A 21,729-nucleotide genomic window follows, 5' to 3' on the forward strand; every position below is an offset into this window, starting at 1 on the left:
CTGGCTCAGCCCAGGATGCCCGGCAGGTTCAGCTGGTGCTCCTTGGCGCACTGGATGGCGATGTCGTAGCCGGCATCGGCATGTCGCATCACGCCTGTCGCCGGATCGTTCCACAACACGCGCTCCAGGCGCTTTGCCGCGTCAGCCGTGCCGTCGGCGACGATGACCATGCCGGCATGCTGCGAGAAGCCCATGCCGACGCCGCCGCCATGGTGCAGCGACACCCAGGTGGCGCCGGACGCGGTGTTGAGCAGCGCGTTGAGCAGCGGCCAGTCGGAAACGGCGTCGGAGCCGTCCTTCATGGATTCAGTCTCGCGATTCGGCGAGGCGACCGAGCCGGAATCGAGATGGTCGCGGCCGATGACGACCGGCGCCTTGAGTTCGCCCTTGGCGACCATTTCGTTGAAGGCGAGACCGAGCCGGTGGCGGTCGCCGAGGCCGACCCAGCAGATGCGCGCCGGCAATCCCTGGAACGAGATGCGCTCGCGCGCCATGTCGAGCCAGTTGTGCAGATGGGCGTTGCCGGGGGTGAGCTCGCGCACCTTGGCGTCGGTCTTGTAGATATCTTCCGGGTCGCCCGAGAGGGCGGCCCAGCGGAACGGGCCGATGCCGCGGCAGAACAGCGGCCGGATGTAGGCCGGCACGAAGCCCGGGAATGCAAAGGCGTTCTCGAAACCCTCGTCCTTGGCGACCTGGCGGATGTTGTTGCCGTAGTCGAGCGTCGGCACGCCGGCGTTCCAGAATGCCACCATCGCCTCGACATGCTCGCGCATCGAGGCGCGGGCGGCCTTCTCGACGGCTTTCGGATCCGAGATGCGCTTCTCGCGCCACTCGGCCATCGTCCAGCCCTTCGGCAGATAGCCGTTGATCGGGTCATGCGCCGAGGTCTGGTCGGTGAGAATGTCGGGGCGGATGCCGCGCCTGAACATCTCAGGCACGATCTCGGCGGCGTTGCCGAGCAGGCCGACCGATTTTGCTTCGCCGGCCTTGGTCCAGCGATTGATCATCTCCATCGCTTCGTCGAGCGTCTCGGCCTTCTCGTCGACATAGCGCGTGCGCAGGCGGAAATCGATCGAGTCCGGATTGCACTCGATCGCGAGGCAGGAAGCGCCGGCCATGACGGCCGCCAGAGGCTGGGCGCCACCCATGCCGCCAAGGCCGCCGGTGAGAATCCACTTGCCCTTGAGGTCGCCATTATAATGCTGACGGCCGGCCTCGACGAAGGTCTCGTAGGTTCCCTGAACGATGCCTTGCGTGCCGATATAGATCCAGGAGCCGGCCGTCATCTGGCCATACATCATCAGGCCCTTCCTATCGAGCTCGTTGAACTTCTCCCAGGTTGCCCAGTGCGGCACGATGTTGGAGTTGGCGATGAGCACGCGCGGCGCGTTGGCGTGGGTCTTGAAAACACCGACCGGCTTGCCCGACTGCACCAGCAGCGTCTCGTCCTCGCCGAGCGTCTTCAGCGAAGCGACGATGCGGTCGAAGTCGTTCCAGGTGCGCGCCGCCCTGCCGATGCCGCCATAGACGACGAGCTCGTTCGGGTTCTCGGCGACCTCGGGATCGAGGTTGTTCATCAGCATGCGCAACGGCGCTTCCGTCGTCCAGTAGCGAGCGTTGAGCTTGTCGCCGCGCGGGGCGCGCACTTCACGTATGTTGTGACGAGGATCGGTCATCATTGTCCCTTTCAAGCAAGGCGGGCGGCGCGGGTCAGCGCCCAGCCCAGTCAATGGCGGTTTCGAGGATTGTTTCCAGCGTGGCGCGGATCGGCGCGGCGTAGCTTGGGTCGTAAGGCACCGGCCAATTTTCAGGCGAACCTTTTTCCGCAGGCTCGCGCATGTAGCCGCGATTGGAGAGTTCCATCTGCAGCGCATGCACGCCGCTCCCGGGCTGGCCGAAGCTTCTGGTGATCCAGCCGCCCTTGAAGCGGCCGTTGACCACCCAGGTTTCGCCGGTCGCGGCCAGGACGGCGGCCACTTTTTCCTGCAGCACGGGATCGGCGCTCTTGCCGTCATTCGTGCCGAGATTGAAGACCGGCAGCGTGCCGTCGAACAGCCGCGGCAGCACCGAGCGGATCGAATGGCAGTCATAGAGCACGATCTTGTCATGCATTCCGCGCAGCCGGTCGATCTCGGCCTGCAGGGCGCCATGGTAAGGCTCGAAATAGGTCTCGCGGCGCTGGTCGACCTCGGATGGGCTCGGCTCCTCACCCATGCGGTAGAGCGGATCGCCGTCAAAAGTGTCTGTCGGGCAAAGGGTGGTCGTCGCCTGCCCGGGATAGAGCGAGACGCCGGACGGATCGCGATTGACGTCGATGACGGTGCGCGAGATGGCGGTGTGCACGACGGTTGCACCGAGGTCGGCGGCGAAATCATAGAGCTTGTCGATCCACCAGTCGCAGTCGCGCCGCCCGAGCCAAGTCGAGACCAGACGCGAGTCGAGGCCGGCAAGGTCGATGCCGGTGTGCGGGATCGAAACCAGCAGCGGCGCGGTGCCCTGGGTGACATTGAGCCAGGACGGGGTCATGCGAGACCTCCGCAGGTTGGAGCTCTACGGCGCCCCCCTCTGTCCTGCCGGACATCTCCCCCACTTGGGGGGAGATCAGCGGTTTCGGCGCCCCGCTCAATCCTGCGACGTCGGCGATTGGCGAAAGCCGGCGTGAAGTCTGATCTCCCCCCTCGTGGGGGAGATGTCCGGCAGGACAGAGGGGGGCGCGACAGAGCGCGGCCTACGGCTGCATTCAATGTCACGACGCAATCCCCGGCAGCTTCACGGCACCCGCCGCATTCACCGCGGCGCTGCTGCGGACCATGGCGATCGCCTTTTCCATGTCGGGATGGAAATGGCGGTCATTGTCGAGATGCGGGACTTCGGCTCGCACGAGCTTGCGCACCGCCTCCAGCGCCTCGCTGGATGCAAGCGGCGCGTGAAAATCGCAGCCTTGGGCGGCGGCCAGCAATTCGATGCCGATGACGGCGGTCGCATTCTTGATCATGCCGAGCAGTCGGCGCGCGCCGTGGGCGGCCATCGAGACATGATCTTCCTGGTTGGCCGAGGTCGGAATGGAATCGACGCTCGCCGGATAGGCCTTCTGCTTGTTTTCGGAAACGAGCGCCGCGGCCGTCACCTGCGGGATCATGAAACCGGAGTTCAGACCGGGCTTCGGCGTGAGGAAGGCCGGCATGCCGGACAATGCCGGGTCGACCAGCATGGCAATGCGACGCTCCGACAGCGAGCCGATCTCGCAGACGGCGAGCGCAATCATGTCGGCGGCGAAGGCCACCGGCTCGGCGTGGAAATTGCCGCCCGAAAGCGCGGTGTCGTCCTCGGCGAAGATCAGCGGGTTATCGGTGACGCCGTTGGCCTCCGTCTCGAGCGTATCGGCGGCCTTGCGAAGCACGTCGAGCGCGGCGCCCATCACCTGCGGCTGGCAGCGCAGGCAGTACGGATCCTGCACGCGCTCGTCGCCGACACGGTGCGATTCACGAATGGCGCTGCCGGCCATGAGATTACGCAGTGCGTCCGCGGTCTCGATCTGGCCGCGATGCTTGCGCAACAGATGGATGCGCGGGTCGAAGGGGGCGTCCGAACCTTTGGCGGCATCGGTCGACAGCGCGCCGGCGACCAGCGCCGACTGATAGAGAACCTCGGCCTCGAACAGGCCGGCCAGCGCGAAGGCGGTCGAGAACTGCGTGCCGTTGAGCAGCGCGAGACCTTCCTTGGCGCCTAATGTCACCGGCTCCAGTCCATGCGAGACGAAGGCGACCTTGGCCGGGAACCGGCCATGCGGGGTAAAGCATTCGCCAACGCCGATCATGACGGCGGTCATATGCGAAAGCGGCGCGAGGTCGCCGGAAGCGCCGACCGAGCCTTGCGCCGGCACGACCGGAATGACATCGTTGGCGAGCATTGCTTCCAGCAATTCGATAGTCCGGGGCCGCACGCCGGATGCGCCTTGGGCCAGGCTGGCGAGCTTCAGCGCCATCATCAGCCGCACCACGGCGACGGGCATCGGCTCGCCGACGCCGGCGGCATGCGACAGCACGATGTTGCGCTGGAGCGTTTCGAGATCGTCAGCCGGGATGCGGACGCTGGCCAGCTTGCCGAAGCCGGTGTTGATGCCATAGACCGGCTCGCCCTTGGCGACGATGCGGGCGACGGCCTCGGCGCTGTCCCGGATCTTCGGCCGGCAGGCGGCGTCAAGCCGCGGCACGGCGCCGCGATAGATGGCCCGCCAGTCGGCAAGCGTGGCGCTGCCGGGCTTCAGGGTAAGTTCCGTCATTGTCCTCTCCAGATTCGGGCATGGAGCGGGTTGAAGCCCATGCGGTAGACGAGTTCGGCCGGGCGCTCGATGTCCCAGATGGCGAGATCGGCCGATTTGCCGGCTTCCAGCGTGCCGGTCCTTTCAAGCAAGCCCAACGCGCGCGCGGCCTCGCGAGTGACGCCGGCAAGGCATTCGTCGACTGTCATGCCGAACAGGGTCGCGGCCATGTTCATGGTGAGCAGCAGCGAAGTAAGCGGCGAGGTGCCGGGATTGGAGTCGGTGGCGACAGCCATCTTCACGCTGTGGCGGCGAAAGAGATCGACCGGCGGCTTCTTGGTCTCGCGGATGAAGTAGTAAGCGCCGGGCAGGATGGACGCCACGGTGCCGGCCTTGGCCATCGCTTCGGCGCCTTCCTCGTCCGTATATTCGAGGTGGTCGGCCGATAATGCGCCATAGCGGGCGGCAAGCGCCGCGCCATGCAGGTTGGAGAGTTGGTCGGCGTGGAGTTTTACCGGCAGGCCGAGCGCCTTTGCCTGATCGAACACGCGCGCCATTTGCTCCGGCGAGAAGGCGATGCCCTCGCAAAAACCATCGACCGCGTCGGCGAGCTTTTCGGCGGCGACCTGCGGCAGGATAGTGTCGGCGACGAGATCGATGAAGGCGTCCTTGTCGCCCTTGGCTTCCGGCGGCAGGGCGTGGGCGGCGAGACAAGTGGTGCGGATCGTCACCGGCCGCTCATTGGCCAGACGGCGGGCGGCGCGCAGCGACTTCTTTTCATTGTCGGCATCGAGGCCGTAGCCGGACTTAATCTCGACGGTGGTGACGCCTTCGGCGATCAGCGCGTCGAGCCGCGGCAGCGTCTGGGCGACAAGGTCGTCTTCGCTTGCGGCGCGCAGCGACTTGACCGAGGAGACGATGCCGCCGCCGGCGCGTGCCACTTCCTCATATGTGGCGCCGGCCAGCCGCATCTCGAACTCGTTGGCGCGGTTTCCCGCATAGACAAGATGCGTGTGACAGTCGATCAGGCCGGGGGTGATCCAGCGTCCTGCGCAATCGACAGTCTCGGCGCCTTGCCCGGCCGCAGCCGGCATGTCGGCTTCGGGGCCGGCATAGACGATAAGCCCGTCACGCGCGGCGACCGCGCCTTTCTCGACGATGCCGAGGCCGGCCGCACCCTCGGCCATGGTCGCCAGGCGCGCATTGCGCCAGACCCGATGACCGCTCCTGTTGTTTGCTCCACCCATCATCTTTTCCATTTGAAAGGATGGTGATTATGTATATACATATTGAAACGCGACGCAAGCAATATCGTCGCTCACGCATCGAGATTTGGAGACGCAGGTGACGGCGATCTTTGCGGAACAGGCGCTTCTGCCCGAGGGTTGGCAAAGCAATGTCAGGATCGCTTTCGGCGGCGACCGCATCTCGAAGGTCGAGGCCAGCGCTTCCGCGCAAGCCGGCGACGAGCGCCACGCCATCGTCATGCCCGGCATGCCCAATTTGCACAGCCACGCCTTCCAGCGCGGCATGGCGGGTCTGGCCGAATTGCGCGGCCCTTCGGCCGACAGTTTCTGGAGCTGGCGCGAAGTGATGTACCGCTTCGCGCTGTCGATGACGCCGGACCAGGTCGAGGCTGTGGCGGCGCAGCTCTATGTCGAAATGCTGGAGGCCGGCTTTTCGCGCGTCGGCGAGTTCCACTACCTGCACCACGATCGCGACGGACAGCCTTACGCCAATATCGCTGAAATGGCAGAGCGGATCTCGGCTGCCGCCTCAGACACCGGCATTGGCCTGACGCTGCTGCCGGTTTTTTACGCCCATTCGTCCTTCGGCGGTGCGGCTCCCAACCAGGGCCAGCGGCGATTCATCAATGATGTCGAGCGCTTCGGACGTCTGCTTGAGAAAAGCTGCGAGGCGGTTCATTCGCTGGAGCAGGCCGTCGTCGGCGTTGCGCCGCACAGCCTGCGCGCCGCAACACCGGACGAGCTCGATGCGATCGCCGCGATGGCGCCGGACGGACCGATCCATATCCATGTCGCCGAACAGGTGAAGGAAGTGGAGGACTGCGTCGCCTGGTCGGGCAAGCGTCCGGTCGAATTCCTTCTCGCCAACGGCAGCGTGGACAAACGTTGGTGCCTGATCCACGCCACCCATATGACCGAGGCCGAGACTGTCGCGATGGCACGGACGGGCGCCGTCGCGGGGCTCTGCCCGATCACCGAAGCCAATCTCGGCGACGGTACGTTCGCGGCGCCGCTCTTCATCGAGCATGGCGGGCGCTTCGGCGTCGGCTCCGATTCCAATGTGCTGATCGGCCTGCCGGACGAGCTTCGGCAGCTCGAATATTCGCAGCGTCTCGCTCACCGCGCCCGCAATGTGCTGGCCCGCGCCGGCGGATCGACGGGGCGTGCGCTGTTCGATGCTTCGCTCGACGGCGGCAGCCAGGCGCTCGACGCCGGTCCGGCGCAAATTGCCGCCGGCTGCCCTGCCGATCTCGTCTCGCTCGACCAAAATCATCCATCGCTCTCCGGCAAGACAGGCGATGCGATCCTCGACGCCTGGATTTTTGCCAATGGCAGCAAGGTCGATTGCGTCTGGGTGCATGGCAAGAAGCAGGTCAGCGGCGGCAGGCATGCGAAGCGCGATGCCATCGCCGCACGGTTCCGCAAAGTCATGACCGCGCTGTCGCAAGGCTGAACAGGAACATCCGATGAGTCTTGTCGAACCGGATGATGTCGAGGGCGGCGAGAACGTCTCGCTGCATCAGCGCATCCTGTCGGACATCCGCGAAAAGATCCTGTCGGGCGCCTGGGCGCCCGGACATCGCATCCCCTTCGAACACGAGCTGACGGCTCACTATAATTGCTCGCGCATGACGGTGAACAAGGCGCTGTCGCAGCTCGCCAAGGCCGGGTTGATCGAGCGCCGCCGCCGTTCAGGCAGTTTCGTGCGCCAGCCGCAGTCGCAGGCGGCGGTGCTGGAGCTGCACGACATCAGGATCGAGGTCGAGGCGCTCGGCCTGCCTTATCGTTATGAGCGGCTGGAACGCGTCAAGCGGCGCAGCGGCGCCGAGGACCGAGCGCTGCTCGGACTTTCCGCGCCGGGTCCGGTGCTGGCGCTGGAGGGTCTGCATTTTGCCGGCGAACGGCCGTTCGCGCTCGAGCAGCGGCTGATCAATCTTTCAGCGGTGGCCGAGGCCGGCGAGGAGGAATTTCTCGATATCGCGCCGGGCCCCTGGCTGATCGGCCGCGTGCCGTGGAGCGAGGCCGAGCACCGCATCCGCGCCATGGCCGCCGACGAGACGATCGCCGATGCGCTCGATATCGACGTGGGCGCGCCCTGCCTGGTGGTCGAACGCCGCACCTGGAGCGCCGAACATCCGGTGACGCATGTTCGGTTCGTCTATCCGGCGGACAGCCATACCCTGGTGGCAAGGTTTACGCCCTCGCAGGGGTGAGTGATCTCCCCCCTCGTGGGGGAGATGGCCGGCAGGCCAGAGGGGGGCGCCGTAGAGCGCAACGTCGATTGGTCTGGCCTGGGTCTTTATGCCGAAATTGAAAGGCCGGCGGGACAGCGCCCCCCTCTGCCCTGCCGGGCATCTCCCCCACAAGGGGGGAGATTGGCAGTTCCGGCGCCGCGCTTAAATCGCCGCCGTGACAATGATCTCGACCAGATATTCCGGAGCGGCGAGCTTGGCTTCGCCGGTGGCGCGTGCCGGGGTATGGCCTTGCGGCACCCACTTGTCCCATTCCGAGTTCATTTCGGCGAAGGTGCCCATGTCGGCCAGCCAGATGATCGCCTGGACGATCTTGGTCTTGTCGGTGCCGGCCTTGGCCAGCAATTCGTCGATGGTCTTGAGGATGTCGCGGGTCTGCGAAGCGACGTTGCCGCCGGGCTCGCCGACCTGGCCGGCCAGATAGACGGTGTTGCCATGGATGACGATCTGGCTCATGCGCGGGCCGACATCGATGCGACGAATGCTCATTGGAGGTTCCTTCGTTATGGGAGTCGCTGCTCTTTAGAGTCCGGGCGGACGCGGGGCAAGGCCGGCGGACGCGAAACCAATTGAGCCAAGTGTCCGGTCTCTGCCGCCCACCTACACGGCGAGTTGACCGGTCGTGACACAATTGCGCCAGCCTGGCGTGTTGACTAATGTAATAACATCACATATCGACAGCTCACTCGATTTCGCGGACCGCCGCCCGATGACCAATGCCTGCCTGACTTTCCGCGACCTGACGCTTGGCTACGGCAGCCATCCGGCGATCCATCATCTCAACGGCATCGTCCGCAAAGGCTCGTTGACCGCGGTGGTCGGCGCCAACGGCTCGGGCAAATCGACGCTGATGAAGGGCATCGTCGGCGTGCTGAAGCCGATGGAAGGCGCGGTGGTCCGCATGCCGGGCGTCCGCACCGCCTATCTTCCGCAGCAGTTGGAGCTCGACCGCTCCTTTCCGGCGCGCGTCGTCGATCTGGTCTCGCTCGGCCTGTGGCCGAAGCGCGGCATGCTCGGCCGCTACACCAGGGAAGACCGCGACTCCGTCAGCAGGGCGCTGATGGCGGTCGGGCTCGGCGGCTTCGAGAAGCGGCCGATCGACACGCTGTCCGGCGGCCAGTTGCAGCGCACGCTGTTTGCTCGCGTGCTTCTGCAGGACGCCGATCTCATCCTGCTCGACGAGCCGTTCAATGCGGTCGACGCCAAGACGGTCGGCGATCTCATCCAGTTGATAAAGCGCTGGCATGGCGAGGAGCGCACGATCATGGTCGTGATTCACGATCTCGATCTGGTGCGGCAGAATTTCCCCGAGACGCTGCTGCTTGCCCGCCAGCCCGTTGCCTGGGGCGATACCAAGGAAACGCTGCGCCCAGAAAATCTGCTCAAGGCAAGGCGCTTCCACGAGGCGTGGGAAGAAAACGCGCCGTGGTGCGAGCCGAGTGAGCATGAGCACAGCCATGATCACGCGCACGATCATGATCATGCGCATGACCACCGACACGACCATCATCACGGCTCCGGACCGAGGGCGGCGTGATGGATATCTACGGCCTGTTCATCGCGCCCTTCGCCGATTTCGCCTTTATGCAGCGGGCGCTGTTCGGCTCGCTGATGCTGTCGCTCGGCGCGTGCCCGGTCGGCGTCTTCCTGATGCTCAGGCGCATGAGCCTGTCTGGCGACGCGATGGCGCATGCCATCCTGCCGGGCGCCGCCGCCGGCTTCCTGCTTTATGGCCTCGAAATCCTGCCGATGACCATCGGCGGGTTGATAGCCGGCATCATCGTCGCGCTCGGCGCGGGCGCGGTGTCGCGCTTCACCATCCAGCGCGAGGACGCCTCGATGGCGGCCTTCTATCTCATCTCGCTGGCCGTCGGCGTGCTGATGGTGTCGATCCGCGGCTCCAGCGTCGACCTGATGCATGTGCTGTTCGGCACGGTGCTGGCGCTCAACGATGAGGCACTCATCTTGATCGGCGGAATCGTGGCGGTGACGCTCGCCTGTCTCGCCATCTTCTGGCGCGCGCTTGTCGCCGAATGCCTTGACCCGCTGTTCCTGCGCTCGGTGAGCCGCATGGGCAGCCCGGTGCATTTCATCTTCTTAGGCCTCGTCGTGCTCAACCTCGTCGGCGGCTTCCAGGCTTTGGGCACGCTGCTCTCGGTCGGGCTGATGATGCTGCCCGCCGCCGCGGCCCGCTTCTGGACGGCGCGCGTGGAGCCGATGTGCATCCTCGCCGTGCTGATCGGCTTCGCCTCCTGCATCGCCGGGCTGCTCTTGTCCTATCACGCCTCGCTGCCTTCCGGCCCGGCGATCATCCTTTCGGCCGGCGTCGTCTATTTCTGCTCGATCCTGTTCGGCACGCGCGGCGTGCTGCGTGCCCGCATCGTGCATCACCGACATCGGACCGCCTGACCGCAATCCCCAAGCAAGGAGACCGCCCAATGCTGAAATCCTTCCGCGCCGCGCTGACGCTGAGCGTTATAACATTAAGCGCTTTCGCAACATCGGCCGCCCTCGCGGCGCCGCTCAAGGTCGTAGCGAGCTTCACCGTGATTGCCGACTTTGCGAAAAATGTCGGCGGCGACCGGGTGGACATCACCACCATTGTCGGGCCGGACGGCGACGCGCATGTCTATGAGCCGAGCCCGGCGGACGCGGTGGCGATGGCCAAAGCCGACGTGGTGCTGGTCAACGGCCTGCATTTCGAAGGTTTTCTCCAGCGCCTAGTCGACGCCAGCGCCACCAAGGCCGCGATCGTGACGCTGACCAAGGGCGTGACGCCGATCGACTTCAAGCCGGAATTCGCCGATGCGGACGCCGCCGAAGGTGCTGGCACCGGCGGCGGCAAGACCGTCACCGATCCGCACGCCTTCCAGTCGATCGCCAACGCCAAGATCTATGTGAAGAACATCGCCGAGGCGTTCTGCACGGCCGATAGCGCAGGCTGCGACAGCTACAAGGCGAATGCCGCCGCCTACACCGCCAAGCTCGATGCGCTGGACGGCGAAGTGAAGGCGGCGATCCAGTCGATCCCCCAAGCCAAGCGCGTCGTCATCACCTCGCATGACGCCTTCGGCTATTTCGAGCACGACTACGGCCTGACCTTCCTGGCGCCGCAGGGCATCTCGACCGATTCCGAACCGTCGGCCGCCGATGTCGCCAAGCTGGTTGGCCAAGTCAAGCAAGACAAGGCGGCGGCGATCTTCGTGGAAAACATCACCAATCCGCGGCTGATCGAGCAGATCGCCGGCGAGACCGGCATCAAGGTCGGCGGCACGCTCTACTCCGATGCGCTGTCGGGATCCGATGGACCGGCCTCGACCTATATCGACATGATGCACAACAACATCACGCAGATCAAAGGCGCGATCCTCGGCAGCTGAGCGGCGAGGCATCCAACCGGGCCGGCATTTTGGGTTGCCGCAGCGTCCATTGCGTGTCCAAGAGGTACGCGGCGCTGCGGGAGCCCGGTTGGATTTTCCGGCCCACATTCTCTATTTGGCAGAGAAATCCGCTCGTACGGATTGCCGCTCATGTCCCGGGGTGGCATGACTGCGCCAAAGAGATTGCGAGGACCACATCATGGAATACCGCCAGATCAGCGACGACTATTCGGTCTCCGGCCAGATCCAGCCGCAGGACATCGCCGCCATCAAGGACGCCGGCTTCAAAAGCGTGATCTGCAACCGGCCGGACGACGAACAGCCGGGCCAGCCTTCGGCCGATAGCGTCAAGGCAGCGGCCGAGGCGGCCGGCCTCGGCTTCCGCTACATCCCGGTTATCAGCGGCCAGATCACCATGGACAACGTCGAGGACCAGGCGGCTGCGCTCGACGAACTGGAAGGCCCGGTGTTCGCCTATTGCCGCTCAGGCGCGCGCTGCACCAATCTTTATGGGCTGATCCAGCGGCAGCGGGGGTGACGGCTTAGCGCGATAGGCCAATTCCGCAAGCTGGCGATCCTTCGCGCCATCGTATCCGATAAATTCGCGAAAATTTAAATCGGCAGCGCACCGGTTTCCTTAAGCGTCTCCAGCACGATCGCCGTCTTCACATGCTGCACGGATTCGTGCGGCAGGAGCACGCCGTTGACGAATTCGGACAACGATTTGAGATCGGGCGTCACCACCTTCAGGATATAGTCCATCTCGCCGGTCAGCGCGTGCGCCTCCTGCACTTCGGGCAGGCGGGCGACCAACTCGCCGAAGCGGCGGGCGTTGTCGCGATTGTGAGTGGCTAAAGTCACCGAGATGACGTTGACCAGCGAAAAGCCCAGACGGTCGCGATCGAGCACGGCGCGGTAGCCCTTGATATAGCCGTCCTCTTCCAGCCGCAGACGGCGGCGCGAGCATTGCGAGGGCGACAGGTTCACGCGCTCCGCCAGATCGTTGTTGGTGAATCGCGCATCCTCCTGCAGAAGTGCCATTATCTTGCGGTCAAATTGGTCGAGACGCGTATCATCCACGAACAGTCCTCCGTTCATGCACAAATTGCGCACATGATGAGCATTTCAAGCGGTTGAATGCAAGCACCGTGCGGGCACTGCGCGCTATCATCGCGGAAATTGGCCAAGCACGGCCGCGACAGCTTTCGGAGGACTGCATGGGCCCCTTCCCGCACGACGCCCCGCCGGCCAGGATCAACAAGAAAAACCCAGCCGGCACCGACGGTTTCGAATTCGTCGAGTTCGCACATTCGGAGCCCGAAAAGCTCGCCGATTTGTTCACCCGCATGGGCTATGTCGCGGTCGCAAGGCACCGCAGCAAGGACATCACCGTCTGGCGCCAGGGCGACATCAATTATGTCGTCAATGCCGAGCCCGGCTCGCATGCGATGAAGTTCGTCCAAAAGCACGGCCCCTGCGCCGCCTCGATGGCGTGGCGCGTAGTCGATGCCAAACATGCCTTCGACCATGCCGTCTCGAAGGGTGCCACGCCCTATGAGGGAACCGACAAGGCACTCGACGTGCCGGCGATCGTCGGCATCGGCGGCTCGCTGCTTTATTTCATCGAAGCCTATGGCGAGAAAGGCTCGGCCTATGACGCCGAGTTCGAGTGGCTGGGCGAGCGCGACCCGAAGCCCGAAGGCGTCGACTTCTATTATCTCGACCACCTCACCCACAATGTCTATCGCGGCAACATGGACAAATGGTGGGATTTCTATCGCGACCTGTTCGGCTTCAAGCAGATCCATTTCTTCGACATCGACGGCAAGATCACCGGCCTGGTCAGCCGCGCCATCACCTCGCCCTGCGGCAAGATCCGCATTCCGCTGAATGAGTCCAAGGACGAGACCAGCCAGATCGCCGAGTATCTGAAGAAGTACAATGGCGAGGGCATCCAGCATATCGCGGTCGGCACCGATGCGATCTACGAGGCCACCGACAAGCTCGCCGCCAACGGGCTGAAGTTCATGCCCGGCCCGCCCGACACCTATTACGAGATGTCGCATGAGCGCGTGCACGGCCACGACGAGCCGATCGAGCGCATGAAGAAGCACGGCATCCTCATCGACGGTGAAGGCGTCGTCGATGGCGGCACGACCAAGATCCTGCTGCAGATCTTCTCCAAAACCGTGATCGGCCCGATCTTCTTCGAGTTCATCCAGCGCAAGGGCGACGAAGGTTTTGGCGAAGGCAATTTCCGCGCGCTCTTCGAATCGATCGAGCAGGACCAGATCAAGCGTGGCGTGATCAAGCTGGACGGCAAGGCGGCGTAAGCCGCTCGATTCAGATTGTTGCGGCGCGATCAATTATGACCTAAATTATGGTCATAAAGGTCGCGTCCATGAATATTTCCATCGCCGAAGCTAAGGCCAAATTGTCGGAGCTCGTAAGCCGCGCGGAAGCCGGTGAGGAGATCGTGCTGACGCGCCACGGCAAGGTGGCCGCGCGTATTGTACCCCCGGCAGTCGTGGAACCGCTGCCGCGTATCGGCGCCTTGAAGGGCAAGATCTGGATTGCGGACGACTTTGACGAACTCGGTCCCGAATGGGACGAGTACGTCAAATGACGACCGGCCCGTTTCTCGCCGATACGCATATCATCCTCTGGTCTATTTCGGACGATCGACGCCTCAGTGAGCACCACCGCGCCATCCTCGCATCGGAGGCAGTGGTGTTCGCCAGCGCGGCGAGCGTTTGGGAGATCGCCATCAAACGGTCAATTGGAAAGCTTCAAGCGCCAGACGATCTGCCGGCGTTGCTGCCTAGGATGCGGTTTCAGCCCCTCGCCGTTACTTTGCAGCACGCGCACGCAGTCGGCGACTTACCTCCGCACCATGGCGATCCGTTCGACCGGTTGCTGATTGCACAAGCGCAAATGGAGAAGCTTGCAATCCTGACTTCGGACCCGAATTTCGCCCGTTACCAGGTCGCATTGGCCTGACGCCATGCGATCGAGCTACTTTTGGAGACCAGCGGCTTTGCGCAGGATATCGTTGATCCGGCTCTGCCAGCCGGGCCCGCCGGCGCGAAAGCGGGCAATCACGTCGCTATCGAGCCGCAGCGTCACCTGCTTCTTCGGATTGTCGAGCGCCGGTCGGCCACGCGATCGGCGAATGCTTTCGGCAAGGTCGGGAAAGACCTCGGTGAAGGGACGAGCGTTTCGAAAGTCCTCCTCAGTCCACTCGGGATTGTCGGAAACGGTGTCCCAATCTTCCTTCGTGAAGCCCTTGCCTGGCTGGAATTCCTTGTCTGGCTTCGTGATGTTCAGCTTAGACTTTGCCATCGAACAATCTCCTTTCCGCCTGGTTGGCCGGCCGCATCGAAATTATCGAAATGCCCTCGGAGCCAAGCCGGGCAAAGATCACCGCAACGACTCCGCCAACGAGCCAACCGATCGCCATGAAGCGTCCGGCCTTGGCCGTCCGGATTGTCGACGTGAGAAAGAATCCGTCATCCACAGCGGCAAAATCCAGCCCGTGCTTCTCAAGGTTGGCCAGCCGCTTCGGCTCATCCCAAACGATCTTCATAAATTTATGTACCTACAATAATTAAGTCAATAATTTTCGTAACTACAATAATTTTTCAGGTCGTCTCGTTCACAACCCCAGTCGCTCGACTTCATCCTTTCTGAGCTTCAGGTCATAGTCGAGCAGGAATTCGTCGAGCTGCGGGGGCGCGACCGAGGTGCCGGAAAGCATGGCATGCACCTGCCCGCGGTGATGGATGTCGTGCAAGAAGACATGCGCGAGGATGTCGCCGATCCGCTCGGGGATCATGCCGTCCTCGCGCCGGTCGGTGATGACGCGGCGATCGAGATCGGCCTCGGACAGACCATCGCAAAAGGCGATCAGCTTGCGGTCGAAATCGGCCTGTGCCTCGGCCAGACCGACTGCATCGTTGAAGGGCACGAAATCATCATAGGCCGAGGCTCCGAGGCCACCGCCGGTCAGGAAGTCGAGATAGAGAAGGTCGATCGCGAGGATGTGGTTGAGCGTCTCCCTGATCGACGGAAAGAAGCTGGTGCGCACGGCCTCGAGCTCGCCGGGCTGAAGCGCCAGCACGGCACGATAGAGCCGGTCGTTCGACCAGAGATTGTTGCGCGCCATGCGGCGCAGATGCTCCAGCATGGTCACCGGCTCAATGCTCCCCTCACCCCTCGTATTTCTCGACCTTCTGCTCAATGGCGCCGAAGATCGAATGGCCGGTTCTGTCCTTCATCTCGATGCGCACCGTGTCGCCGAAACGCAGGAAGGGCGTCTTCGGCTCGCCGTTCTCGATGGTCTCGATCATGCGCAGCTCGGCGATGCAGGAATAGCCGGCGCCGCCCGCCGCAACCGGCTTGCCTGGCCCGCCATCGAGCTTGTTGGAGACCGTGCCCGAGCCGATGATGCTGCCGGCGGCGAGCGGCCGGGTTTTCGCGGCATGCGCGATCAGCGCCGGGAAATCGAAGGTCATGTCGACGCCGGCATTGGCGCGGCCGAACGGCTTGCCGTTGACGTCGACCAGCAGCGAGAGATTAACCTTGCCGCCGTCCCAGGCATTGCCCAGCTCGTCGGGCGTGACGGCAACCGGCGAGAAGGCCGACGAGGGTTTCGACTGGAAGAAGCCGAAGCCTTTGGCCAGTTCCGGCCCGGTGATGGCGCGCAGCGTGACGTCGTTGACCAGCATAATGAGGCGGATTGCCTGCTTCGCTTGTTCCAGACTGGCGCCCATCGGCACATCGTCGACGACGACCGCGACCTCGGCCTCCATGTCGATGCCGACGGTTTCGTCCGCCATGCGGATTGGATCGCGCGGCGCAATGAAGGAGTCCGAACCGCCCTGGTAGATCAGCGGGTCGGTCCAGAAGCTTGCCGGCATCTCGGCGCCGCGTGCCTTCCGCACCAGCTCGACATGGTTCACATAGGCCGAGCCGTCCGCCCATTGGTAGGCGCGCGGCAGCGGCGAATGCGCGTCGTGCTCGTGGAAACGCGCCGAGGGAACTGCGTTGGTCTCAAGCGATTCGGCCATGGCCGCCAGATGCGGCGCAATGCGGCGCCAATCGTCGAGCGCAGCCTGCAGCGTCGGCACCAGGAAGGAAGCGTCGGTGAACCGCGTCAGATCGCGCGAGACCACGACCAGTTTTCCGTCGCGCGTCCCGTTCTTCAATGTGGCAAGCTTCATGCGGTTTCCTCTCCTGACGCGGCCTTCTGACCGCTTAGCCCCACAACAAGGCCGTCGCGGGCAATCGTCAAGTCGCCGGCCCAAGTTTTCCTGACGGCTGCGGTCCAGTCGGCTTCGCCGATTGCCGGATCGTCGGCTGGAATGAGATGGTTGAGCACCAGCCGCTTCACCCCGGCCTCGCTGGCGATGCGGCCTGCTTCGTCGGCAAAACTGTGGCTGGCCAGGAGATGCTCGCGCAGCCGCGCGCCGTTGCCGGTCCGGGCGACCAGTCGCTCCACGCCCTCCTCCAGCATGGCTTCATGGACGAGGATGTCGGCTCCTTTGGCAAAGCCGGCCAGTGGCGGGAAGAAGGCGGTGTCGGCGGAAAACACCACGCTCTTGCCGCGTTGCTCGAAACGCAGCGCAAAACAGTCGGTGACCGGCGGATGGTCGACGCGCAACGCAGTCACCGTCAGACCTCGCTCGTCCAGAACCGACCCTTCGCCGAACTCCTCGACCGTGATCAGGTCGCGGATGTCCGGCCTACCTTCGTCGATGATGCGGATCTCGATGTCGAACTCCATCGCCTGGCAGAAGCATTGCCAGTAATGCCCCGTGCCGGGTGGGCCAAAAACGGTCACCGGCGTCGCGAGCCCCGCCGTCCAGGCGGTGTGGATCAACGGCCCGAGTTCCAGAACGTGGTCCGAATGCAGATGCGTGACGAAGATCAGGTCGAGTGCCTTCAGGCTGACGCCGGCATCAGTCAGCGCACGCGTGACGCCAAGTCCGCAATCGACGACGATGGGGCGCCCGCCGATTTCAAGCAGCGACGAACTCGGCCAGGGTCCGCCCGGCCGGACTGCCGGGCCACCCTTGGAGCCGAGTAGGACGAGCCGGTCCACGTTTTCGGTGCTCAAGACCAGTCGCCTTCCGGGGTGCCGTTGAAACGCTTCTTCAGGTCGGCCCAGCAGTCGATATAGTTCTCCTGCAAGGTGCCGAGCTCGGCGGCGTAGCGCGTCAGCATCTGCGGAAAGCGCGTCTCGAACATGAAGGCCATGGTGTTGTCGAGCTTGGCCGGCTTCAGGTCGGCGCGCGTCGCCTTCTCGAAGCCGGAAGCGTCCGGGCCATGCGCCAGCATCTGGTTGTGCAGGCTGATGCCGCCGGGCACGAAACCTTCCTCCTTGGCGTCATACTGGCCGTGGATCAGGCCCATGAACTCGCTCATGATGTTGCGGTGGTACCAGGGCGGCCTGAACGTATTTTCGGCCACCAGCCAGCGCGGCGGGAAGATGACGAAGTCGACATTGGCCGTGCCCTCCTCGCCGCTCGGCGCCGTCAGCACGGTGAAGATCGATGGATCGGGGTGGTCGAACAGGATGGCGCCGACGGGCGAAAACGTCGCCAGATCATATTTGTAGGGCGCGTAGTTGCCATGCCAGGCGACGACGTCGAGCGGCGAATGGCCGAGTTCGGTAACGTGGAAGGCGCCGCACCATTTGACGATCAGCCGGCAGGGCGTCTCCTTCTCCTCGAACCAGGCGCAGGGCGTCTTGAAGTCGCGCGGATTGGCCAGGCAATTGGCGCCGATCGGGCCGCGGTCGGGCATGGTGAACTTGGCGCCGTAATTCTCGCAGACATAGCCGCGCGCCTCCTCGTCGGCGAGCTCGACCTTGAAGACGAGGCCGCGCGGCAGCACCGCGATCTCGCCGGGGCGAAGCTCGATCACGCCCATTTCGGTGACGAAGCGCAGCGCGCCCACCTGCGGCACGACCAGCAATTCGCCGTCGGCATTGAAGAAATGATCGTCCACCATCGACCGGTTGGCGACATAGACATGCGCGGCCATGCCCGACTGGCCAACCGCATCGCCGGCCGTGGTGAAGGTACGCATGCCGGAAATGAAGTCGGTCGGCTCGGTCGGCATCGGCGTCGGGTTCCAGCGGTATTGGCCGAGCGCCAGCTCGTGGTCGCCGATATTGGGCCCGGTCTTCCACAAGGGATAGCTGGCGCCCTTGAAGCGGCCGGTGTGCTTTACGCTCGGACGGATGCGGTAGAGCCAGGAGCGCTCGTTGGTGCCGCGCGGCGCGGTGAAGGGCGAGCCCGAAAGCTGCTCGGCATAGAGGCCGTAGGCCGGCCGCTGCGGCGAGTTGCGGCCCTGCGGCAGCGATCCGGGCAGCGTCTCGGTCTCGAAATCATTGCCGAAACCCGGCATGTAGGAAAAGCCCATCCGATCCTCCCTGATCCCGACTTGCAAGCTTCAAGAACCTGGCCTGCCGGCGATGTTGACCAAACTGGTTTCATTTGTAACCATTGAAAATGTAACTATCAACGGCTGACGCTTTCGCGGTGCGACCATGGAAATCCTCGAGCTGGAAAGTTTCCTGCCCTACCGACTCTATCGGTTGGCGGATACCGTCAGCCGCGAATTTTCGCGCATTTACAAGGAGCGCCACGGTCTGACGCGACCGGAATGGCGCACGCTGTCGGGGCTTGGCGAGCGCGGCACGATGACGGCGACCGAGCTCGGCGAACAGTCGGCCATGCATAAGACCAAGGTGTCGCGCGCGGTAGCCGAGCTGGAACGGCGGCGGTGGTTGACGCGCACGCCGGATGAGAACGACCGCCGCGTAGAGCGCTTGGCGCTGACCAAAGCGGGGCTCGCGGCCTATCGCGAGATGGTGCCGCTGGCGAAGGCGTTTGAAAGGGAACTGCTGGGGAGGCTGAGTGTGGAGGAGCGGGTGGCGATAGCAAAGGGGGTGACTGCGCTGGAGGTGGCGTTGGAGGGAAAGTAGATGAGAGACTGGCGGGGGGCGAAGGAACTCGACGTCTCTTCAGAGCCCCCTACCAATCCATCACCACCTTGCCGGAATTTCCGCTCCTCATCGCATCGAACCCCACCTGGAAATCGTCGATCCCGATGCGATGGGTGATCAGCCCCGAGACATCCAGCGGGCCTTGCACCAGGGCGATCATCTTGTACCAGGTCTCGAACATCTCGCGGCCGTAGATGCCTTTGAGATGCAGCATCTTGAAAATTACCTTGTTCCAGTCGATCTCGAAGCCGGTCGGCGCGATGCCGAGGATGGCGATCTTGCCGCCATTGTTCATGGTGTCGATCATGTCGCGGAAAGCGGGAGCCGCGCCCGACATCTCCAGGCCGACGTCGAAACCTTCGCTCATGCCGATCGACGGCATGACGTCGCGCAGCTTTTCCTTCGAGGCGTCGACGACGTGCTGGACGCCGAGCTTGCGCGCCAGATCCAGCCGGACCGGATTGATGTCGGTGATGACGACCTTTCTGGCGCCGACGCATTGCGCCACCAGCGCGCCCATGATGCCGATCGGGCCTGCGCCGGTGACCAGCACGTCCTCGCCGACCAGATCGAAGGACAGGGCGGTGTGGACCGCATTGCCCAAGGGATCGAAGATGGCAGCGATCTCATCCGGCACGTCGTCAGGGATCGGCACGACATTGTGCTGTGGGATCGCCAGATACTCGCCGAAGGCGCCGGGACGATTGACGCCGACGCCAAGTGTGTTGCGGCAGAGATGCCCTCGCCCGGCGCGGCAGTTGCGGCAATGGCCGCAGACGATGTGGCCTTCGCCCGACACACGCTGGCCGACCTTGTATTCGGTGACCGCGGCGCCGAAATCAGCGACCGTGCCGACGAATTCGTGGCCTGTCACCATCGGCACGGGCACCGTCTTCTGCGCCCACTGGTCCCAATTGTAGATATGGACGTCGGTGCCGCAGATCGCGGTCTTCTTGACCTTGATCAGCACGTCGTTGGGGCCGATCTCCGGCACCGGCACCTCTTCCATCCAGATGCCCGGCTCGGCCTTGGCCTTCACCAGCGCCTTCATCATGTTCGACATGCGTCTCTCCAAACAATGCGGAGGCTTGCGTTCCTTCGCGCCCCCCTCTGTCCTGCCGGACATCTCCCCCACAAGAGGGGAGATCGATCATCGCCTTCGCTTTCGCCGATCGCGAACGTTGCAAGATAAACGCCGCGCCCGAACTGCCAATCTCCCCCCAAGTGGGGGAGATGTCCGGCAGGACAGAGGGGAGCGCCGTAGAGCGTAAACATTCGCGATTATCTAATTATGCCCAGTTCCTTGCCGATCGCCCCGAACGCTTCGACCGCGCGGTCGATGTCGGCGCTGGAATGGGCGGCAGACATCTGCGTGCGGATGCGCGCCTGGCCCTTCGGCACCACCGGGAAGGAGAAGCCGATGACATAGATGCCGCGCTTCAGCATGCGCTGCGCCATCTCCTGCGCCAGCGCCGCGTCGCCCAGCATCACCGGGATGATCGGATGATCGGCGCCAGCCAGCGTGAAGCCGAGCTTGCCCATCCTGGAGCGGAACCGGTCCGCATTGGCATATAGGCGCTCGCGCAAGGCGTCGCCATGGCGGATCAGGTCGAAGACTTTGATCGAGGCGCCGGCGATCGCCGGCATCAGCGTGTTGGAGAAGAGATAGGGGCGCGAGCGCTGGCGCAGCCAGTCGACCACCTGGCTTTTGCCCGACGTGTAACCGCCCGAGGCACCGCCCAGCGCCTTGCCGAGCGTGCCCGTGATGATGTCAACCCTGCCCTCGACGCCGCAATGCTCGGCCGAGCCACGGCCGTTCTTGCCGACGAAGCCGACCGCATGGCTGTCGTCGACCATGACCATGGCGTCGTATTTCTCGGCGAGGTCGCAGACGCCCTTGAGGTTGGCGATGATGCCGTCCATCGAGAACACGCCGTCGGTGGCGATCAGCCGAAAGCGGCAGTCCTTGGCCTCCTTCAGCCGGGCCTCGAGATCGGCCATGTCATTGTTGGCGTAGCGGAAACGTTTGGCCTTCGAGAGCCGCACGCCGTCGATGATCGAGGCGTGGTTCAGCGCATCCGAGATGATGGCGTCCTCCTCGCCGAGCAGCGTTTCGAACAGGCCTCCATTGGCGTCGAAGCAGGAAGAATAGAGGATGGTGTCGTCCATGCCGAGAAAGGACGAAATCGTCGCTTCGAGCTGCTTGTGCTCCTCCTGCGTGCCGCAAATGAAGCGCACGGAGGCCATGCCGTAGCCATAGCGGTCGAGCGCGTGCTTTGCCGCGTCGCGCAGATCCGGGCTGTCGGCGAGCCCGAGATAGTTGTTGGCGCAGAAATTCAGCACCTTTTCGCCGCCGACCTCGATCTCGGCGGATTGCATCGAGGAGATCACCCGCTCGGACTTGTAGAGTCCGGCCGATTTCAGGCCTTGAAGCTCGCTGTCGATATGGGAAAGGAATGCTTTGCTCATGGTCCGGCCCTGTTCGGTTCGAGGCCGGACTGTCGCGCTACAGGCACGAAAAATCCATTGCAAAAGCGACCGCTTCGGTGGCGCTGCGAAAGCCCGGTCGCAATCC

At 63.9% G+C, this 21,729-nt stretch carries 24 protein-coding genes; 10 read left to right on the top strand and 14 right to left on the bottom strand.

Going from position 1 to position 21,729, the window contains the following annotated elements; translation table 11 throughout:
* Positions 1-5: 5 nt before the first annotated feature.
* From hutU to hutI, 4 genes are all read right to left on the bottom strand, one after another.
* Positions 6-1,679 (bottom strand): urocanate hydratase, encoded by a 1,674-nt coding sequence (gene hutU, locus FJ419_RS21200; RefSeq protein ID WP_181170770.1) that lies wholly within the window; start codon positions 1,677-1,679, stop codon positions 6-8.
* 31 nt (positions 1,680-1,710) lie between these two features.
* Positions 1,711-2,526, bottom strand: coding sequence for an N-formylglutamate deformylase (gene hutG / locus FJ419_RS21205; RefSeq protein WP_140697753.1), 816 nt, complete (start codon positions 2,524-2,526; stop codon positions 1,711-1,713).
* A 220-nt stretch (positions 2,527-2,746) separates the two neighbouring features.
* Complete coding sequence (gene hutH / locus FJ419_RS21215) at positions 2,747-4,282, bottom strand: histidine ammonia-lyase (protein WP_140697756.1); 1,536 nt, start codon at positions 4,280-4,282, stop codon at positions 2,747-2,749.
* Complete coding sequence (hutI, locus tag FJ419_RS21220) at positions 4,279-5,508, bottom strand: imidazolonepropionase (protein ID WP_181170771.1); 1,230 nt, start codon at positions 5,506-5,508, stop codon at positions 4,279-4,281. The genes hutH and hutI overlap by 4 nt, the downstream gene beginning before the upstream one ends.
* A gap of 97 nt (positions 5,509-5,605) precedes the next feature.
* Between hutI and FJ419_RS21225 the strand changes: the two genes are divergently transcribed.
* Both FJ419_RS21225 and hutC read left to right on the top strand, forming a co-directional pair.
* Entirely contained in the window at positions 5,606-6,961 is a 1,356-nt protein-coding gene (locus FJ419_RS21225; RefSeq protein WP_140697762.1) for a formimidoylglutamate deiminase, read from the top strand.
* A gap of 13 nt (positions 6,962-6,974) precedes the next feature.
* Positions 6,975-7,721, top strand: coding sequence for a histidine utilization repressor (gene hutC, locus FJ419_RS21230; RefSeq protein WP_140697765.1), 747 nt, complete (start codon positions 6,975-6,977; stop codon positions 7,719-7,721).
* Between the two features lie 183 nt (positions 7,722-7,904).
* Here the strand turns inward: hutC and FJ419_RS21235 are convergent, their stop codons facing one another.
* Complete coding sequence (locus FJ419_RS21235; RefSeq protein WP_140697768.1) at positions 7,905-8,249, bottom strand: RidA family protein; 345 nt, start codon at positions 8,247-8,249, stop codon at positions 7,905-7,907.
* A 220-nt stretch (positions 8,250-8,469) separates the two neighbouring features.
* Here FJ419_RS21235 and aztA point away from each other — a divergent pair, with 220 nt between their 5' ends.
* The 4 genes from aztA (at position 8,470) to FJ419_RS21255 (ending at position 11,678) form a co-directional block, all read left to right on the top strand.
* Positions 8,470-9,297, top strand: coding sequence for a zinc ABC transporter ATP-binding protein AztA (gene aztA / locus FJ419_RS21240; RefSeq protein WP_140697771.1), 828 nt, complete (start codon positions 8,470-8,472; stop codon positions 9,295-9,297).
* The gene (aztB, locus tag FJ419_RS21245; RefSeq protein ID WP_140697773.1) at positions 9,297-10,169 is read left to right on the top strand and encodes a zinc ABC transporter permease AztB; all 873 of its coding nucleotides are present in this window, start codon (positions 9,297-9,299) and stop codon (positions 10,167-10,169) included. The genes aztA and aztB overlap by 1 nt, the downstream gene beginning before the upstream one ends.
* A 29-nt stretch (positions 10,170-10,198) precedes the next feature.
* Entirely contained in the window at positions 10,199-11,140 is a 942-nt protein-coding gene (gene aztC / locus FJ419_RS21250; protein ID WP_140697776.1) for a zinc ABC transporter substrate-binding protein AztC, read from the top strand.
* A 199-nt stretch (positions 11,141-11,339) separates the two neighbouring features.
* On the top strand, positions 11,340-11,678 hold the full coding sequence (locus FJ419_RS21255) for a TIGR01244 family sulfur transferase (RefSeq protein ID WP_140697780.1): 339 nt from the start codon (positions 11,340-11,342) through the stop codon (positions 11,676-11,678).
* A 74-nt stretch (positions 11,679-11,752) separates the two neighbouring features.
* Here FJ419_RS21255 and FJ419_RS21260 read toward each other — a convergent pair whose 3' ends face one another.
* Positions 11,753-12,220 (bottom strand): Lrp/AsnC family transcriptional regulator, encoded by a 468-nt coding sequence (locus FJ419_RS21260; RefSeq protein WP_140697783.1) that lies wholly within the window; start codon positions 12,218-12,220, stop codon positions 11,753-11,755.
* A 137-nt stretch (positions 12,221-12,357) separates the two neighbouring features.
* Here FJ419_RS21260 and hppD point away from each other — a divergent pair, with 137 nt between their 5' ends.
* From hppD to FJ419_RS21275, 3 genes are all read left to right on the top strand, one after another.
* Positions 12,358-13,473, top strand: coding sequence for a 4-hydroxyphenylpyruvate dioxygenase (gene hppD / locus FJ419_RS21265; RefSeq protein ID WP_140697787.1), 1,116 nt, complete (start codon positions 12,358-12,360; stop codon positions 13,471-13,473).
* Positions 13,474-13,541: 68 nt separating this feature from the next.
* Positions 13,542-13,766: a type II toxin-antitoxin system prevent-host-death family antitoxin gene (locus FJ419_RS21270; protein ID WP_140697791.1), complete on the top strand. Its 225-nt coding sequence runs from the start codon at positions 13,542-13,544 to the stop codon at positions 13,764-13,766.
* Positions 13,763-14,140, top strand: a complete 378-nt coding sequence (locus tag FJ419_RS21275; protein ID WP_140697795.1) for a type II toxin-antitoxin system VapC family toxin — start codon at positions 13,763-13,765, stop codon at positions 14,138-14,140. Before FJ419_RS21270 ends, FJ419_RS21275 begins: the two co-directional genes overlap by 4 nt.
* Before the next feature lie 15 nt (positions 14,141-14,155).
* Here the strand turns inward: FJ419_RS21275 and FJ419_RS21280 are convergent, their stop codons facing one another.
* From FJ419_RS21280 to hmgA, 6 genes are all read right to left on the bottom strand, one after another.
* Positions 14,156-14,482 (bottom strand): BrnA antitoxin family protein, encoded by a 327-nt coding sequence (locus tag FJ419_RS21280; protein ID WP_140634071.1) that lies wholly within the window; start codon positions 14,480-14,482, stop codon positions 14,156-14,158.
* Positions 14,469-14,726: a BrnT family toxin gene (locus tag FJ419_RS21285; protein WP_140697797.1), complete on the bottom strand. Its 258-nt coding sequence runs from the start codon at positions 14,724-14,726 to the stop codon at positions 14,469-14,471. The genes FJ419_RS21280 and FJ419_RS21285 overlap by 14 nt, the downstream gene beginning before the upstream one ends.
* A 69-nt stretch (positions 14,727-14,795) precedes the next feature.
* Positions 14,796-15,332 carry a DinB family protein gene (locus FJ419_RS21290; protein WP_140697800.1) on the bottom strand — a complete coding sequence of 179 codons (537 nt, stop codon included), beginning with the start codon at positions 15,330-15,332 and terminating at the stop codon, positions 14,796-14,798.
* A gap of 16 nt (positions 15,333-15,348) precedes the next feature.
* Positions 15,349-16,362 (bottom strand): fumarylacetoacetate hydrolase family protein, encoded by a 1,014-nt coding sequence (locus FJ419_RS21295; protein WP_140697804.1) that lies wholly within the window; start codon positions 16,360-16,362, stop codon positions 15,349-15,351.
* Entirely contained in the window at positions 16,359-17,258 is a 900-nt protein-coding gene (locus FJ419_RS21300) for an MBL fold metallo-hydrolase (protein ID WP_140697807.1), read from the bottom strand. The genes FJ419_RS21295 and FJ419_RS21300 overlap by 4 nt, the downstream gene beginning before the upstream one ends.
* On the bottom strand, positions 17,255-18,568 hold the full coding sequence (gene hmgA, locus FJ419_RS21305) for a homogentisate 1,2-dioxygenase (RefSeq protein ID WP_140697811.1): 1,314 nt from the start codon (positions 18,566-18,568) through the stop codon (positions 17,255-17,257). Before hmgA ends, FJ419_RS21300 begins: the two co-directional genes overlap by 4 nt.
* Positions 18,569-18,695: 127 nt before the next feature.
* On the opposite strand from hmgA, the gene FJ419_RS21310 reads away from it, so the two are divergent.
* The gene (locus FJ419_RS21310) at positions 18,696-19,133 is read left to right on the top strand and encodes a MarR family transcriptional regulator (protein WP_140697814.1); all 438 of its coding nucleotides are present in this window, start codon (positions 18,696-18,698) and stop codon (positions 19,131-19,133) included.
* A 49-nt stretch (positions 19,134-19,182) separates the two neighbouring features.
* Here FJ419_RS21310 and tdh read toward each other — a convergent pair whose 3' ends face one another.
* Positions 19,183-20,217: an L-threonine 3-dehydrogenase gene (gene tdh / locus FJ419_RS21315; RefSeq protein ID WP_140546807.1), complete on the bottom strand. Its 1,035-nt coding sequence runs from the start codon at positions 20,215-20,217 to the stop codon at positions 19,183-19,185.
* A gap of 218 nt (positions 20,218-20,435) precedes the next feature.
* Entirely contained in the window at positions 20,436-21,623 is a 1,188-nt protein-coding gene (locus FJ419_RS21325) for a glycine C-acetyltransferase (protein WP_140697817.1), read from the bottom strand.
* Positions 21,624-21,729 lie beyond the last annotated feature (106 nt).

It is taken from the genome of Mesorhizobium sp. B2-6-2, assembly GCF_006440615.1.
Classification (GTDB): domain Bacteria; phylum Pseudomonadota; class Alphaproteobacteria; order Rhizobiales; family Rhizobiaceae; genus Mesorhizobium.

Bases quoted from the DNA above. Each gene is read 5' to 3' on its own strand.
- hutU (WP_181170770.1), bottom strand. From the start codon at position 1,679: ATGATGACCGATCCTCGTCACAACATACGTGAAGTGCGCGCCCCGCGC.
- hutG (WP_140697753.1), bottom strand. From the start codon at position 2,526: ATGACCCCGTCCTGGCTCAATGTCACCCAGGGCACCGCGCCGCTGCTG.
- hutH (WP_140697756.1), bottom strand. From the start codon at position 4,282: ATGACGGAACTTACCCTGAAGCCCGGCAGCGCCACGCTTGCCGACTGG.
- hutI (WP_181170771.1), bottom strand. From the start codon at position 5,508: ATGGGTGGAGCAAACAACAGGAGCGGTCATCGGGTCTGGCGCAATGCG.
- hutC (WP_140697765.1), top strand. From the start codon at position 6,975: ATGAGTCTTGTCGAACCGGATGATGTCGAGGGCGGCGAGAACGTCTCG.
- FJ419_RS21235 (WP_140697768.1), bottom strand. From the start codon at position 8,249: ATGAGCATTCGTCGCATCGATGTCGGCCCGCGCATGAGCCAGATCGTC.
- aztA (WP_140697771.1), top strand. From the start codon at position 8,470: ATGACCAATGCCTGCCTGACTTTCCGCGACCTGACGCTTGGCTACGGC.
- aztB (WP_140697773.1), top strand. From the start codon at position 9,297: ATGGATATCTACGGCCTGTTCATCGCGCCCTTCGCCGATTTCGCCTTT.
- aztC (WP_140697776.1), top strand. From the start codon at position 10,199: ATGCTGAAATCCTTCCGCGCCGCGCTGACGCTGAGCGTTATAACATTA.
- FJ419_RS21255 (WP_140697780.1), top strand. From the start codon at position 11,340: ATGGAATACCGCCAGATCAGCGACGACTATTCGGTCTCCGGCCAGATC.
- hppD (WP_140697787.1), top strand. From the start codon at position 12,358: ATGGGCCCCTTCCCGCACGACGCCCCGCCGGCCAGGATCAACAAGAAA.
- FJ419_RS21270 (WP_140697791.1), top strand. From the start codon at position 13,542: ATGAATATTTCCATCGCCGAAGCTAAGGCCAAATTGTCGGAGCTCGTA.
- FJ419_RS21275 (WP_140697795.1), top strand. From the start codon at position 13,763: ATGACGACCGGCCCGTTTCTCGCCGATACGCATATCATCCTCTGGTCT.
- FJ419_RS21280 (WP_140634071.1), bottom strand. From the start codon at position 14,482: ATGGCAAAGTCTAAGCTGAACATCACGAAGCCAGACAAGGAATTCCAG.
- FJ419_RS21285 (WP_140697797.1), bottom strand. From the start codon at position 14,726: ATGAAGATCGTTTGGGATGAGCCGAAGCGGCTGGCCAACCTTGAGAAG.
- FJ419_RS21295 (WP_140697804.1), bottom strand. From the start codon at position 16,362: ATGAAGCTTGCCACATTGAAGAACGGGACGCGCGACGGAAAACTGGTC.
- hmgA (WP_140697811.1), bottom strand. From the start codon at position 18,568: ATGGGCTTTTCCTACATGCCGGGTTTCGGCAATGATTTCGAGACCGAG.
- FJ419_RS21310 (WP_140697814.1), top strand. From the start codon at position 18,696: ATGGAAATCCTCGAGCTGGAAAGTTTCCTGCCCTACCGACTCTATCGG.
- tdh (WP_140546807.1), bottom strand. From the start codon at position 20,217: ATGTCGAACATGATGAAGGCGCTGGTGAAGGCCAAGGCCGAGCCGGGC.
- FJ419_RS21325 (WP_140697817.1), bottom strand. From the start codon at position 21,623: ATGAGCAAAGCATTCCTTTCCCATATCGACAGCGAGCTTCAAGGCCTG.